The 14669-nt window shown below is 67.4% G+C and carries 13 protein-coding genes and 1 pseudogene; 12 read left to right on the top strand and 2 right to left on the bottom strand.

Going from position 1 to position 14669, the window contains the following annotated elements; translation table 11 throughout:
- Positions 1–54: 54 nt before the first annotated feature.
- The gene (locus tag CSEG_RS18855; RefSeq protein WP_013080826.1) at positions 55–522 is read right to left on the bottom strand and encodes an Lrp/AsnC family transcriptional regulator; all 468 of its coding nucleotides are present in this window, start codon (positions 520–522) and stop codon (positions 55–57) included.
- Positions 523–644: 122 nt separating this feature from the next.
- Between CSEG_RS18855 and CSEG_RS22930 the strand changes: the two genes are divergently transcribed.
- From CSEG_RS22930 to CSEG_RS18830, 5 genes are all read left to right on the top strand, one after another.
- Positions 645–902, top strand: coding sequence for a DUF6356 family protein (locus CSEG_RS22930; RefSeq protein ID WP_013080825.1), 258 nt, complete (start codon positions 645–647; stop codon positions 900–902).
- Positions 899–1900, top strand: a complete 1002-nt coding sequence (locus tag CSEG_RS18845) for a putative sulfate exporter family transporter (RefSeq protein WP_013080824.1) — start codon at positions 899–901, stop codon at positions 1898–1900. Before CSEG_RS22930 ends, CSEG_RS18845 begins: the two co-directional genes overlap by 4 nt.
- Positions 1901–1966: 66 nt before the next feature.
- Complete coding sequence (locus CSEG_RS18840) at positions 1967–3397, top strand: amino acid permease (protein ID WP_013080823.1); 1431 nt, start codon at positions 1967–1969, stop codon at positions 3395–3397.
- A 104-nt stretch (positions 3398–3501) separates the two neighbouring features.
- Complete coding sequence (locus CSEG_RS18835) at positions 3502–4650, top strand: acyl-CoA dehydrogenase family protein (protein WP_013080822.1); 1149 nt, start codon at positions 3502–3504, stop codon at positions 4648–4650.
- 246 nt (positions 4651–4896) lie between these two features.
- Positions 4897–6510: a globin-coupled sensor protein gene (locus CSEG_RS18830; RefSeq protein ID WP_013080821.1), complete on the top strand. Its 1614-nt coding sequence runs from the start codon at positions 4897–4899 to the stop codon at positions 6508–6510.
- 124 nt (positions 6511–6634) lie between these two features.
- Here the strand turns inward: CSEG_RS18830 and CSEG_RS18825 are convergent, their stop codons facing one another.
- On the bottom strand, positions 6635–6946 hold the full coding sequence (locus CSEG_RS18825; RefSeq protein ID WP_013080820.1) for a hypothetical protein: 312 nt from the start codon (positions 6944–6946) through the stop codon (positions 6635–6637).
- Between the two features lie 300 nt (positions 6947–7246).
- Here CSEG_RS18825 and CSEG_RS18820 point away from each other — a divergent pair.
- From CSEG_RS18820 to CSEG_RS18790, 7 genes and pseudogenes are all read left to right on the top strand, one after another.
- Positions 7247–9264, top strand: a pseudogene (locus CSEG_RS18820) (methyl-accepting chemotaxis protein).
- Positions 9264–9548, top strand: coding sequence for an STAS domain-containing protein (locus tag CSEG_RS18815; RefSeq protein WP_013080818.1), 285 nt, complete (start codon positions 9264–9266; stop codon positions 9546–9548). Before CSEG_RS18820 ends, CSEG_RS18815 begins: the two are co-directional and overlap by 1 nt.
- Complete coding sequence (locus CSEG_RS18810) at positions 9545–9910, top strand: response regulator (protein ID WP_013080817.1); 366 nt, start codon at positions 9545–9547, stop codon at positions 9908–9910. The genes CSEG_RS18815 and CSEG_RS18810 overlap by 4 nt, the downstream gene beginning before the upstream one ends.
- A 66-nt stretch (positions 9911–9976) precedes the next feature.
- Complete coding sequence (locus CSEG_RS18805; protein WP_013080816.1) at positions 9977–12295, top strand: chemotaxis protein CheA; 2319 nt, start codon at positions 9977–9979, stop codon at positions 12293–12295.
- A 3-nt stretch (positions 12296–12298) separates the two neighbouring features.
- Complete coding sequence (locus tag CSEG_RS18800; RefSeq protein WP_013080815.1) at positions 12299–12766, top strand: chemotaxis protein CheW; 468 nt, start codon at positions 12299–12301, stop codon at positions 12764–12766.
- Entirely contained in the window at positions 12766–13638 is an 873-nt protein-coding gene (locus tag CSEG_RS18795; protein ID WP_013080814.1) for a CheR family methyltransferase, read from the top strand. Before CSEG_RS18800 ends, CSEG_RS18795 begins: the two co-directional genes overlap by 1 nt.
- Entirely contained in the window at positions 13638–14666 is a 1029-nt protein-coding gene (locus tag CSEG_RS18790; protein ID WP_013080813.1) for a protein-glutamate methylesterase/protein-glutamine glutaminase, read from the top strand. The genes CSEG_RS18795 and CSEG_RS18790 overlap by 1 nt, the downstream gene beginning before the upstream one ends.
- Positions 14667–14669: the final 3 nt, after the last annotated feature.

The raw sequence follows: 14669 nt of genomic DNA, 5'->3' as shown, positions 1-14669 counted from the left end.
CCGTAAAAGATCGCGCCTAGTAGAGCGCGGTCCATGACAGGCTCAAGACAAGGCTCAGGTCGGTGCGACCGGAAGCGCGGTGGTGAACTTGATCTGCTCCATCGCGAAGCTGGACGACACGTCGCTGAGCGGCGCGGTGGCGATCAGGCGCTTGTAGAAGCGGTCGTAGGCGGCGATGTCCTTGACCACGACCTTCAGCAGATAGTCGACCTCGCCGCTCATCCGGTAGAACTCGACCACCTCGGGCAGGGCCTTGGCCCCTTCGGCGAAGAGTTTCAGCCATTCCTCGTCGTGGCGGCCGGTCTTCACGGCGACAAAGACGGTGAGCGGCAGGTCCAGGGCCTCGCGGTCCAGCAGCGCGACCCGCGCGGTGATCACGCCGGAGTCCTGCAGTCGCTTGATCCGCTTCCAGCACGGCGTCTGGGTCAGGCCGACCCGCTCGGCGAGATCGGCGATCGGAACCGTGGCGTCCTCCTGCAGGATGGCCAGCAGGCGCCGATCGATATGATCGAGATCAATCATCTCCGCCTTCCGCGTTGATCGAGAATGAAATTCTCTCTACGCCGCGTTTGGCGCGTAATCCAGTAATGCCTTTCCCCGAATCCTCGCCATCCTAGGGAACCTCGGCAAATCGCGAGGTTTCGATGCTGGCGTCCTTCACCCGTCACCCCCGTTCGGTCGGCGAGAGCTATGGCCAGCACATGGGCGTGGCCTGGAGCTTCGGCTTCACCCTGATCGCCGCGGGTCTGGCCTGCCTCGTCCATGGTCTTCTGCCGTTCGCCTTCGAGCGGACGGGCAGCCGCACGGTGCGCCAGCTGAACGAGCGCCTCTCCAACCGCTGCGCCCGCGCCGACGCCCATTTCGCCCCCGCCCCGATCGCGGGCGAGACCGTCCGCGGATGACGGTCGCCGCCCTTCGGCTGGGGGCGAGCAAGCTGGCGCCGGGGCTGGCCGCGGGCTTGGCCTTGGCCATCGTCGCCAAGCTGCTGTCGCAGAGCCTCCACGCGCCCGCGCCGCTGATCGCCGTGGTGCTCGGCATGATGCTGGGCGCGCTGGGCCTGCAAGCCCAGTTGGGCGCCGGTCTCGATATCTTCGCCAAGCCCGGCCTGCGCCTGGGCGTCGCCATGATGGGCTCGCAGATCAGCTGGGCCGAGTTCGCCGCCTTGGGCGGTCCCGCCATCCTGGCCAGCGGCGTCGTCGTCCTGGGCGGCCTCGCCATCGGCGCGGCGGCGGGTCTGGCCTTGGGCCTGCCGTTCGCCGAAGCCCTGATCGCGGCCGCCGCCTGCTCGATCTGCGGCGCCTCGGCCGCCCTGGCCGCCTCGCAGGCCGCGCCGGCCAGCCCGGCCAATCAGCGCACGACGGCTCTCGTCATCGTCGGCGTGAACCTGCTCTCGACCGTGGCCATGCTGGCCTATCCGCCGTTGGCCAACGCTCTAGGGCTGACCGCCCACCAGGCGGGCGTGTTCTTCGGCCTGTCGATCCACGACGTCGCCCAGGTCGCTGGAGCCGGCGCCTCGGTGTCGCCCGAGACCGCCAGCACCGCGGCGCTGGCCAAGCTGGCGCGGATCGTCTGGCTGGGCCCGGCGGTGGTGCTGATCGGGATCATGCTGACCCGTAGCCCCGAAGGCGGTCGGGTTTCTGGCCTGCAGGCGCCGCCGGCCTTCGTGCTCGGTTTCGCGGCGCTGGCGGCCGCGCGGGGGCTGAACCTGATCCCGCCCGCACTGGTCTCGACCTTGGCGGCCTGCTCCAGCTTCCTGTTGCTGGCCGGCGTCGGGGCGATCTCGGCCAAGCTCGGTCCCAAGGCCCTGCTTCAGGTCAAGCCGCGTCTGGCGGTGATGCTGGGAACGGTCACCGTCGCCGTCGCGGTGCTGGCCTACGCGCTGACGAGAATATTCTTCTAAAGATCAAGGCTTGGCGGAGCACGAAACCGACTCCATGGTCGCGTCCATGAGTCGGAGGGACCCCAAGTGAGCTTCTGGACGCGCCGAAAGGCCATCGACACCATCACCGCGGGACACGCGGACAGCCATCAACTGAAAAAGACCCTGAGCTGGCCGCACCTGATGGCCCTGGGCGTCGGCGCCATCGTCGGCACCGGCATCTACACCCTGACCGGCATCGGCGCCGGTCTCGCGGGGCCCGGCGTCATCCTGTCGTTCCTGATCGCCGGCGCGGTCTGCGCCTGCGCCGCCCTCTGCTACGCCGAGCTCTCGACGATGATGCCGGCGGCGGGGAGCGCCTACACCTACAGCTACGCCGCCATGGGCGAACCGGTGGCCTGGTTCGTCGGCTGGAGCCTGATCCTCGAATACACCCTGGTCTGCGCGGCCGTCGCCGTGGGCTGGTCCGCCCACGCCCATGGCCTGTTCAAGGCCATGGGCTTTCCGGACGCCCTGCTGGCCGGACCGCACGCCGGCGGCCTGATCAACTTGCCGGCGGTCATCATCTCGATGGCGGTGGCGGGCCTGCTGGCGCTTGGCACCCGCGAGAGCGCCGTGGTCAACATGTTTCTGGTGGCGGTGAAGATCGCCGCCCTGATCGTCTTCGTGGTCCTGTGCCTGCCGGCCTTCGACGCCAGCCACTTCACGCCGTTCATGCCGAACGGCTTCACCGCGGCCCCGGGCCCCGACGGGGTGAAGATCGGCGTGATGGCCGCCGCCAGCCTGATCTTCTTCGCCTTCTACGGTTTCGACGCGGTCTCGACCGCCGCCGAGGAGACCAAGAACCCCAAGCGCGACCTGACGATCGGCATCGTCGGCTCCATGGCCGTCTGCACGGCGATCTACATGATCGTCGCCGCCGTCTCGATCGGCGCCTCGCGCGCCGAGGTGTTCTCCAAGAGCGAAGCGCCGCTGGTCTTCATCCTGGAAAGCCTTCAGCACCCGAAGATCGCTCAGTTGGTGGCCCTGGCCGCGGTGATCGCCCTGCCGACGGTGATCCTGGCCTTCATGTATGGCCAGAGCCGGATCTTCTTCGTCATGGCCCGCGATGGCCTGCTGCCCCGCGCGCTGTCGCGGGTAAACGCCAAGACCGGCACGCCGGTGATGATGACCCTGCTGACCGGGGCGCTCTCGGCGGTGCTGTCGGGCCTGCTGTCGCTGAAGGACATCGCCGAACTGGCCAACGCCGGCACGCTGTGGGCCTTCATCGCCGTCGGCGCGTCGGTGATCCTGCTGCGCCTGCGCGAGCCCAATCGTCCGCGCGTCTTCTCCACGCCGATCTGGCAGGTCGTGGCGCCCGCCGGCATCCTGGGCTGCCTCTACCTGTTCATCAGCCTGCCGGTGAAGACCCAGGTCTACTTCTTCTACGCCCACCTGATCGGCGCCGCGATCTACCTGGCCTATGGCGTTCGCAAGAGCGTGCTGGCCCAGGCCGAGAAGGCTGCGAAGGGCGCGTAGGGGAAGGCTTCCATTCTCGGGGACCATCGCTACAGTCTCGGTCAAAACAGATGTTTGACACGCTCTCGCGTCCAGCGAGGGCGCCGGCAACGGGAGAGACGCGCATGGCCCTCGATTTGGAGACCCGCGAGCAGCTGATCGACACGGTGGCTCGGTTCGTCGCCGAGCGGCTGCGTCCGATCGAGGCCAAGGTCGCCGAGGACGACGCCGTGCCCGCCGACGTCATCGAGGAGATGAAGGCGCTCGGCCTCTTCGGTCTGTCGATCCCGGAAGAATACGGCGGCCTGGGCCTCGGCATGGAGGACGAGGCGCTGGTGGCCATCGAGCTGGGCCGCGCCTCGCCCGCTTTCCGCTCCGTGTTCGGCACCAATGTCGGCATCGGCAGCCAGGGCCTAGTGATGTTCGGGGACGACGCCCAAAAGGCCAAGTGGCTGCCGGGCGTCGCGTCCGGCGAGGTGATCACCTCCTTCGCCTTGACCGAGCCCGAGGCCGGTTCGGACAGCGGCGCGGTGCAGACGCGCGCCACGCTGGACGGCGACGCCTATGTGCTGAACGGGTCCAAGCGCTACATCACCAACGCCGGCAAGGCCTCGCTGTTCACGGTGATGGCCCGGACCAATCCCGACGTGAAGGGCGGAGGCGGCGTATCCGCCTTCCTGGTGCCCCGTGATCTTCCAGGTCTCTCGGTCAGCAAGCCCGAGAAGAAGATGGGCCAACAGGGCGCTCACATCCACGACGTGACCTTCGACAATGTCCGCGTGCCGGTCGAGAACCGGCTGGGCGCGGAAGGCGAGGGCTTCAAGGTCGCCATGCAGGTGCTCGATCGGGGTCGTCTGCACATCGCCGCGGTCTGCGTGGGCGTGGCCGAGCGCCTGATCGCCGATTGCGTGGCCTATGCCAGCGAGCGCAAGCAATTCGGACAGCCGATCGCCAACTTCCAGCTCATTCAGGCGATGATCGCCGACAGCAAGACCGAGGCCCTGGCCGCGCGGGCTCTCGTGCTGGAGACCGCCCGAAAGCGCGACGCGGGTGTTGGGGTCACGCTGGAGGCCGCCGCCAGCAAGCTGTTCGCCTCGGAAATGGTCGGCAAGGTCGCCGACCGCGCGGTGCAGATCTTCGGCGGCGCCGGGTATGTCGCCGACTATGGAATCGAGCGTCTGTATCGCGACGTGCGAATCTTCCGAATCTACGAGGGCACGACCCAGATCCAGCAACTGATCGTGGCGCGGGAAACGCTCAAGCAGGGCGGCTGAGCCGTTTTTGGATGCGTGGCGGTTTGCCGCAGGCCCGCGGCGCTTTCGTCTGCGGCATCACACCGCATGGCGGAGGGTGAAAGCCCTGTCAGCCTTGGCCTCGAGCAGGTCCATCCCGCTCATGGCGTTGGGTGTTTGATTGGGGCGAGCGTGGCAAGCTGACGCACGTCCAGCGGGTATGCTTAAGCTCTCATTAAGCACGACGACGCGAGCCTTTCCGCTGCACCCAGCAGATGGATACCGGCCATGAGCCACGATCATGCGATTAATGAGCGAGTGGCGTTTATGGGGATCGACGACAAGGCCCGCGCGGCCTTGCGGTCTCTGAGGCCGGTCATCGGCAAGGCCATCGGGCCTGCGCTGACGAGCTTCTACGCTAAGGTTTCCGCCACGCCCGAGACCCGGAAGTTCTTCAAGGACGACCAGCACATGGCGGCCGCCAGCGGTCGCCAGCAGGCGCATTGGGACGGGATCGTCCAGGCCGAGTTCAGCGAGGACTATGTCCGCGCCGTGCGCGCCATCGGCGAGACCCACGCCCGCATCGGTCTGGAGCCGCGCTGGTATATCGGCGGCTACGCGGTGGTCAGCGACCACCTGATCCGCTCGGTCATGGAGTCTGTCTGGCCCAAGGGCTTTATCAGCAAGGGCGGCGTGGCCGAGGCCGGCGAAGCGCTCAGCGCCCTGATGAAGGCCGTCCTGCTGGACATGGACTTCGCCATCTCGATCTATCTCGAGACCATCGACAACGAGCGCCGGCGACTTGAAGCCGAGCAGCAAAAGACCCAGGCCTGCCAGGCGCAGATGGTCTCCGCGCTCGGAGAAGCGCTGGATCGTCTCGCCAAGGGCGATTTGATGGCTCGGCTCGATATCAACGCCGCCGCCGAATTCCAGAAGCTGAAGGACGACTTCAACAACGCGGTCGAGCTGCTGGACCAGGCCATGGGCGGTGTCAGCGCCGCCACCGACGGCATCCGCTCCGGAACCGAAGAGATCAGCATCGCCGCCGATGATCTCGCGCGGCGCACCGAGCAGCAGGCCGCCAGCCTGGAGCAGACCGCCGCGGCGCTGGACGAGATCACCCAGACCGTTCGACGGGCCGCCGACGGCGCCAACCAGGCGCAGGAGGTGGTCGCCGGCGCCAAGGCCGAGGCCGAGCGTTCCGGCGCCGTCGTCGACCAGGCCGTGGCCGCCATGGGCGAGATCGAGACCAGCTCGCGCGAGATCGGAAATATCATCGGCGTGATCGATGAGATCGCCTTCCAGACCAACCTGCTGGCGCTGAACGCCGGCGTCGAGGCCGCGCGCGCGGGCGAGGCCGGCAAGGGCTTCGCGGTCGTCGCCCAGGAAGTCCGGGCGCTGGCTCAACGCTCGGCCGAAGCGGCCAAGGAGATCAAGGCCCTGATCGGCGCCTCCACCAAGCAGGTGGAAGCGGGGGTGGGACTGGTGGGACAGACCGGCGAGGCCTTGCAGGGCATTGTCGGCAAGGTCGCCGAGATCGATCAGCTGATCGTCCAGATCTCCGCCTCGTCCCACGATCAGGCCCGCGGCCTTTCGGAGGTCAACACGGCCGTCAACCAGATGGACCAGGTGACCCAGCAGAACGCCGCCATGGTGGAGCAGACGACGGCGGCGACCCACTCGCTCAAAAGCCAGACCGCGGAACTGGCCAACCAGGTCGCGACCTTCTCGATCTCGGGCCGTTCGGCCGCCTCGGCCGCTCCGGTCGTCCAGTCCCCGGCCCCGCGGGCGCCCGCGCCGCGCGCCGCCGCGGCGCCGCGTCCGGCAAGCCGTCCCGGCGCCGCGCCGACATCGCGAGGCGGCGCGGCCGTGGCCGTGAAGGAAGAGTGGGAAGAATTCTAGAGGGAGTGAGGGCTTGGCGCGGAATGGGCCCAGGCTCGTTTCGCGCTCAAGTCAGCGCACAATAAGACGCCCTCGCCGAGCAATCGGCGAGGGCGTTCTTCTTTTCCAGCTTGGTGAGCGAGGCTTACGCGCCGCCCGGGAAGCGGAAGGGAACCTTCACGGTGCCGGTCTTGGCGCCCATCGGCAGCTTTTCAGCGATGCACATGGCGGCCTTGTCGAAACCTTTGCCCGCGGCGCTGTTATCGACGACCTTGCAGTCGGACAGCTTGCCGTCAGCGGCGTTGCACTCCAGCATCACCTGGGCGGCGTCGCGAGTGTTGGCGAACTGCTGCAGGCAACGGCCCATTTGGTCTTCGAAACCACCGGCGGCCGTGGCGGCTTGGGCGACGAAAAAGCTGCCGGCGATTCCCGCGGCAATAGCGATCGGATATTTCATCCCGCTGCTCCTAGTAGTGTTTCCACGTCCCATGGACGATGCGCCAACTGGACGCAGGAGCAGACTCTCAGAGGGCAGTTAATATATTCTAAGTCTCGTAAGAATATTCGGGATTTACTTCCAGGTAACCATGGCCGCGATCAGGCCAAGAGCCTTTGCTAGTTGCGATACTCCTTAGAATCGCGCTCGCGGACGCTGCGACCAAACGCCCATTTCGAGGCTTTCAGGCGCATTTATCTCGAATTCCTTTTAACCAAGTCAGAGTCTGTTAGGACTCTATCTGGATTATCTCCTCTCAGTTTGGCGACCCGTGGGCACGGGCCGCTGGTTGGAGGGGACCTACGATGAAACGACTTCGTCTCGTCGATCTGCCGTTGATCATCAAGATCGGCTTCGCGCCGGCTTTCGCGCTGCTCATGCTGGCCCTGATGGCCGGCGGAGCCATCATTGTTCAGAAGAGCCAGTCGGCTGCGCTGAAGCAGGTCGTCGAAAACGACATGCGCCAGAACATGGAGATCCAGAAGATCTCCAAGCGCATCTCGAACATCAACGGCGAACTCTTCGTCGTCATGACCCACAAGGCCGGCAATATCGACGTCGACAAGAACGACGCTCGGATGTCCGCCGTCCTGGCCGAGACCGACGCGGTCAAGAAGGACTTGATCGCGCTGAAGAGCAAACTGCCGGCCGACGAGCAGCCCAAGATCAACGAGCTGATCAAGTCGCTCGAGGAATGCCGCAGCGCCATCGACACCGTCAGCGGTATGATCGGCGTCGACTTCGGCATGGCCGCCGGTTTCATCGCCCCGTTCGAAGAACAATACGCCAAGATGACGGGCGTGCTCGACCAGGTGGTCGCCGCCGCCAACGCGCGCGTGGCCAAGGAGACGGCCAAGCGTCAGGCCGAAGCCACCGCCGCGATGAGCATCACGATCATCCTGTCGCTGGTCACCCTGGCCGCCGTCGGCGCCCTGGCCTTCCTGACCGTCATGACGACCCGCAAGTCGATCAACGACATCGCCGGCGCCACCGACAAGCTCTCCAAGGGCGACAACAAGATCGACCTTGAGAAGCTGACGCGCGGCGACGAACTCGGCGCCATCGTTTCGGCCCTGAAGGTCTTCCGCGACAACCAGCTGCACCTTGAGCAGCTGCGCGCCGAACAGGAGAAGTCGGCCGCCCTGACCGCGGACGAGCGCCGCGCCAAGGAAGCCGCCGCAACGGCCGCCGCCCAGGAAAGCGCCCTCGTGGTCACCAGCCTGGCCGAGGGCCTGGAGAAGCTGGCCTCGGGCGACCTGACCTTCCGCGTCAGCGCCGACTTCCCGGGCGACTACCGCAAGCTGAAGGACGACTTCAACGCCGCCATGGGCTCGCTGCAGGAGACGATGAAGGTCATCGCCGCCTCGACCGACGGCCTGCGCACCGGCGCCGACGAGATCGCCCACGCCTCCGACGACCTGTCGCGCCGCACCGAACAGCAGGCCGCCAGCCTGGAAGAAACCGCCGCCGCCCTCGACCAACTGACCGCGACTGTTCGTCGCACGGCCTCGGGCGCCCGCCAGGCTTCTGACGTTGTCTCCACCACCCGTGGCGAAGCGACGCATTCCGGCCAGGTTGTGCATCAGGCAGTCTCCGCCATGGGGGAGATCGAGAAGAGCTCGGGCCAGATCAGCCAGATCATCGGCGTGATCGACGAGATCGCCTTCCAGACCAACCTTCTGGCCCTGAACGCCGGCGTCGAAGCGGCGCGGGCGGGCGAGGCGGGTCGCGGCTTCGCTGTCGTGGCTCAGGAAGTCCGCGCCCTGGCGCAACGTTCGGCCGAGGCCGCCAAGGAGATCAAGACCCTGATTTCCTCGTCGACCCAGCAAGTCAGCCAAGGCGTCAGCCTGGTCGGCCAGACCGGCGAAGCGCTGCAGCGGATCGTCACGAAGGTCGGTGAGATCGACGCCCTGGTCACCGAGATCGCGGCCTCCGCCGCGGAGCAGGCGACCGGTCTGAACGAAGTGAATACGGCCGTGAACCAGATGGACCAAGTCACTCAGCAGAACGCCGCCATGGTCGAGCAGTCGACCGCCGCGACGCACTCGCTGAAGGGCGAGACCGCCGAACTGGTTCGCCTGATGGCCCGCTTCCAAGTGGGTACGGCCGCCTCGTCCTATTCGCGCCCGGCCGTGGCCGACGCGACGCAGCACGCTCCGGCGCGCAATCCGGTGGCCGAGCAGCAGGCCCGTCTGAACAGCTTCGCCCGTCCGGGCCGGAGCAGCGGTTCGGCGGCGGTCGCTCAAGCCCCCGTCACGGAAGGTTGGGAGGAATTCTAATGGCCGCCATTGCGCTGCCTGAAAATCTGGACCTGAAGGCCGCGGTCCCTCTGAAGGCCGCGCTCCTGGCTCGCCGGGGCGCGCCGATCGAGATCGAGGCAGACCAGGTGCGCCGCTTCGGCGGTCTGTGCCTGCAGGTCCTCCTGGCGGCCCGCAAGGCCTGGGACCATGACGGTCAATCCTTTTCCATCAAGGGGCCTTCCGAGGCCTTCGTAGAAACCACCCGTCTGTTCGGCGCTGAAAAGGCGCTCCTGTCGGCGGAATTCCAAGGAGCTGAATCGTGACGCAGACGGTTCTTACGGTCGATGACTCCCGCACCATGAGGGACATGCTGCGCATGGCCCTGGCCGGCGCCGGCTTCAACGTGGTCGAGGCCGTCGACGGCGAGCATGGGCTCGAGGTCCTCTCGGCCCACCGTCCGGATGTCATCATCACCGACATCAACATGCCCAAGCTGGACGGCTTCGGCTTCATCGAGGCGGTGCGGGTCGATGACGACTACCGCGCCATCCCGATCCTGGTCCTGACCACCGAAAGCGACCCGGCCAAGAAGCAGCGGGCCCGCGAGGCCGGCGCGACGGGCTGGATCGTGAAGCCCTTCAATCCGGAAAAGCTGGTCGACGCCATCCGCCGCGTCGCCGCCTGATCCGGCGAGTACTCCGCCGCTTATTGTGAATACCCGTTGCTAGACGCGAATTAGGACGTACGGGAAATGGACGAGCTAGAGGCCATCAAGGTCACTTTCTTCCAGGAATGCGAGGAGCTTCTCGCCGACCTCGAAGGCGGTCTCCTGGCTATGCAGGAAGGGTCCGGCGACCTCGAGACGGTCAACGCCGTGTTCCGCGCCGTCCACTCGATCAAGGGCGGCGCCGGCGCCTTCGGCCTCGAGCCGCTGGTGCGCTTCGCCCACGTGTTCGAGACCCTGCTGGACGCCGTGCGCTCGGGCGCCGTGCCCAGCACGATCGAACTGGCGGCCGTCCTGCTGCGCGCGTCCGACATCCTGGCCGACCACGTCAGCGCCGCTCGCGGTCTTGGCGATGTCGACATGGCCGCCTCGGCCGCCATGGCGACCGAGCTGGAACATTGGACCGACCCGAACGCCAGCCCCGCGCCGGCCCCGGTCGCCGAAGCTCCCGCCGGCGAAGCGCCTGTCGAGGCCGCCGCGGCCCCCGCCGCCGCCGCGCCCGCGGACGACGACGCGATGGAAGACGACGACCTCGGCTTCGTGTTCGTGCCCCAGACCATCACGGTGGAAGCCCAGGCGGCCGACGCCGAGCTGGCGCCGGAGAACATCTGGACGGTGTCGATCCGTCCGAAGTCGGACCTTTATCGCAAGGCCAACGAGACGGCCCTGCTGCTGCGTGAGCTGAGCCGCCTCGGGCCGATCAAGGCCACCCTCGACGACCGTCACCTGCCGGACCTGGACGACCTGGATCCGGAAGCGGCCTACGTCACCTGGAACGTCCGCGTCGAAACCGACGAGGACGAGACCGCCATCCGCGAAGTCTTCGAATTCGTCGACGGCGACTGCGACCTCGACATCATCCGCGGCGAAGCCACGGTCGAGCAGCTGGCGGCCCTGGTCAGCGGGGGCGAAATCTCCGCCGCCGAGGTCCAGACGCCCGCGGAACCCGAGCCTGTCGTGGCTGAAGAGCCCGCGCCGGCGCCGGTCGAAATCAAACCCGCCGTCGAGGCTCCGCCTCCGGCGCCCGCGCCGGTCGCGGAAGCTCCGAAGCCCGCGGCGCCCGCCGCCGCCCCGGCCGCGCCCGCCGCCGCGCCGGCCAAGGCCGCTCAAGTCGAAGTGCCGGGTCCCGGCCAGTCCGTCATTCGTGTCGATCCCGAGCGGATCGACCGTCTGATCGACCTCGTCGGCGAGCTGGTCATCAACCAGGCCATGCTGGCGCAGCGCGTCGGCGAATATGGCATCGCCCCGTCCTCCAACCTGGCCATGGGCCTCGACGAGCTGGAACAGCTGACGCGCGAGATCCAGGACAGCGTCATGGCCATCCGCGCCCAGCCGGTGAAGTCGGTGTTCCAGCGCATGCCGCGCCTGGTCCGCGAAGTCGCCAACATGACGGGCAAGCAGGCTCGCCTGGTGATGGACGGCGAGAACACCGAGGTCGACAAGACGGTCATCGAGCGTCTGGCCGAACCGATCACCCACATGCTGCGCAACGCCATCGACCACGGGCTGGAAAGCCCCGATGAGCGCAAGGCCGCCGGCAAGAACCCCGAAGGCATGGTTCGCCTGGCCGCGCTGCACCGCAGCGGCCGGATCGTCATCGAGGTCTCCGACGACGGCAAGGGCATCAACCGCGAGCGCGTCTTCTCGATCGCCGTCAAGAAGGGCCTGATCGCGCCCGACCTGCAGCTGACCGACGAGGAAATCGACAACCTGATCTTCCTCCCGGGCTTCTCGACCGCCGACAAGATCTCCGACGTGTCCGGCCGTGGCGTCGGCATGGACGTGGTCAAGCGCTCGGTCCAGGCCCTAGGCGGCCGGATCTCGATCACCTCGCGTCCGGGCCACGGCTCGACCTTCACGCTCAGCCTGCCGCTGACCCTGGCCGTCCTGGACGGCATGGTGGTCGACGTCGCCGGCGAGACCCTGGTCGTGCCGCTGGCCGCCATCGTCGAAAGCCTGCGCCCGAAGCCGGAAGAGATCCGTCCGCTGGGCCCCGTCGGCTCGGTGCTGGCCGTTCGCGACAGCTTCGTGCCGCTGATCGACGTCGGCCTGACGCTTGGCTACCGCGACCAGAGCCCGCCGCCGACCGACGGCGTGGTGCTGCTGGTCGAGGGCGAGGACGGCTCGCGCGCCGCCCTGGTCGCCGACGCCATCCACGGCCAGCGCCAGGTGGTCATCAAGTCGCTGGAACAGAACTACCAGCAGGTCGAGGGCGTCGCCGCCGCGACGATCCTGGGCGATGGCCGCGTGGCCCTGATCCTCGATGTCGACGCGACGATCAACCTGCGTCGCCGCGAAGGCGGCGCGCCTCGTCCCACCGAACCCACCCTCATCGCCGCGGAGTAAGTCATGGAAGAACATGCCACCGCAATCGGCGCTGACCGCCGAGAACTCATCTCCTTCCGTGTGGGCGATCAGGAGTACTGCGTCGACATCATGGCCGTCCGCGAAATCCGCGGCTGGAGCCCGGCGACGACCCTTCCGCAATCGCCCGGCTACATGCGCGGCGTGATCAATCTGCGCGGCGCGGTCCTGCCGATCATGGACCTGGCCTCCCGCCTGGGCATGCCGGTGCTGGAGCCGACCGTCCGCAGCGTGTTCATCGTGGTGAAGGCGGGCGACCGCACCGTCGGCCTGCTGGTCGACGCGGTGTCCGACATCCTGTCGGTCAACGACGACATGATCCAGCCGACGCCGGACGTCGCCTGCGACGCGGTTCGCAGCTTCGTGCGCGGCATTATTTCCATCGAGGGCCGGATGATCAGCGAAATCTCGCTCGATCGGATCCTGCCGGAACGGGAGGCGATGGCCGCCTGATGACCGCCGCAGCCCTCTCCGAGCGAGACGCCATCGTCGATGGCGAGTTCGCCTTCACCAACCAGGATTTCAAGCGCATCGCCGCGCTGCTGTATGATCTGGCCGGCATCAGCCTGCCCGACAGCAAGGCGACGCTGGTCTATTCCCGCCTGGCCAAGCGCCTTCGCGCCCTGGGTCTTCGTTCGTTCGCCGACTACTGCGCCTTCGTGGCCAGCGATAAGGGCGGCGACGAGAGCCAGGAGATGCTCCGGGCGCTGACCACCAACGTCACGCGCTTCTTCCGCGAGCCGCACCACTTCGAGGACCTGCGCGTCAACGTGCTGGAGCCGATCGCCGACCAGGTGCGCGCCGGTCGTCGCCTGCGCCTGTGGTCCGCCGCCTCGTCGTCGGGCCAGGAGCCCTACTCGATGGCCTTCACCGTGCTGTCGGTGTGGCCGAACGCCGCGGACCTGGACATCCGGATCCTGGGTACGGACATCGACACCAACGTCCTGGCGACGGGTCGGGCCGCCGTCTACGACGAGAGCCTGCTGGAAGGCATCCCCGCCGCGACGCGCAGCCAGTTCTTCGAGCGCGACGCCAGCGATCGCCGCGCCTGGCGCGTCTGCGAGGCCGCTCGCAGCCTCGTGGCGTTCCGGGAACTAAATCTCAACGGTCCGTCGTGGCCTATGAAGGGTCCGTTCGACGCCATCTTCTGTCGGAATGTCGTGATCTACTTCGATGAACCCACCCAGGAACGCGTCTGGAGCCGCTTCGCGCCGCTCGTCGCCCCTGGCGGCCGGCTCTATGTCGGCCACTCCGAGCGCGTTGGCGCTTCCGTGACCGCGTTCGAAAGCTGCGGTCTAACCGCCTACAGAAAGGTGGGCCGCTAATGGCTAAGATTCGCGTACTCGTCGTCGATGACTCCGCAACGATGCGGAGCCTGATTTCGGCGGCCCTGAACCGTGATCCCGAGATCGAGGTCGTCGGCGGCGCTGGCGACCCCTTCGAAGCCCGGGGGATGATCAAGACGCTCAACCCGGACGTCGTCACGCTCGACATCGAGATGCCGAACATGAACGGCATCGAGTTCCTCGAAAAGATCATGCGCCTGCGGCCGATGCCGGTGGTCATGGTCTCGACCCTGACCCAGGCTGGCGCGGAAATGACGCTGCGGGCCCTGGAACTGGGCGCGGTGGACTGCGTGGGCAAGCCGGCCGATGCGACCGGCACCCAGGAGGCGCTGGCCGAGATCGTCACCAAGGTGAAGACCGCGGCGCGCGCCTCGGTGCGCACCAAGGCCGACGCCGCGCCGGCCCGCGCGCCGCGCAAGGACTATATGCCTTCGGGCGACCTGGTGGCCATCGGTTCTTCGACCGGCGGGGTCGAGGCGCTGCTGTCGATCCTGCAGCAGTTCCCCGAGACCTGCCCGCCGACGGTGATCACCCAGCACATGCCGGCGACCTTCACCGCCAGCTTCGCCGCCCGCCTTGATCGCTCTAGCGGCGCCAAGGTGACCGAAGCGACCGACGGCGCGGTGCTCGAGCCCGGCAAGGTCTATGTCGCCCCCGGCGGCGCCACGCACCTGGAGGTCGTCCGTTCGGCCGGCCTGCGGTGCCGTCTGGTCCAAGGCGACCCCGTCAGCGGTCACCGCCCGTCGGTGGACGTGCTCTTCAACTCGGTCGCCCAGACCCTGGGCGACAAGGCTGTCGGCGTGATCCTGACCGGCATGGGCCGCGATGGAGCTCAAGGCCTTCTGGCCATGCGAAAGGCCGGGGCGCGTACGCTCGGCCAGGACGAGGCTAGTTGCGTCGTCTACGGCATGCCGCGAGCCGCCTTCGAAATTGGCGCGGTGGAGAAACAGGTGTCCCTGTCCTCCATGGGCCAGTCCATTCTCGATCTGGCCTCGGCGAGGCGCTGAACC

This window comes from Caulobacter segnis ATCC 21756, from assembly GCF_000092285.1.
In the GTDB taxonomy this organism is placed as follows: domain Bacteria; phylum Pseudomonadota; class Alphaproteobacteria; order Caulobacterales; family Caulobacteraceae; genus Caulobacter; species Caulobacter segnis.
The sequence above is the reverse complement of the archived record's forward strand: the minus strand, read 5'-3'. Positions and strand labels throughout refer to the sequence as shown.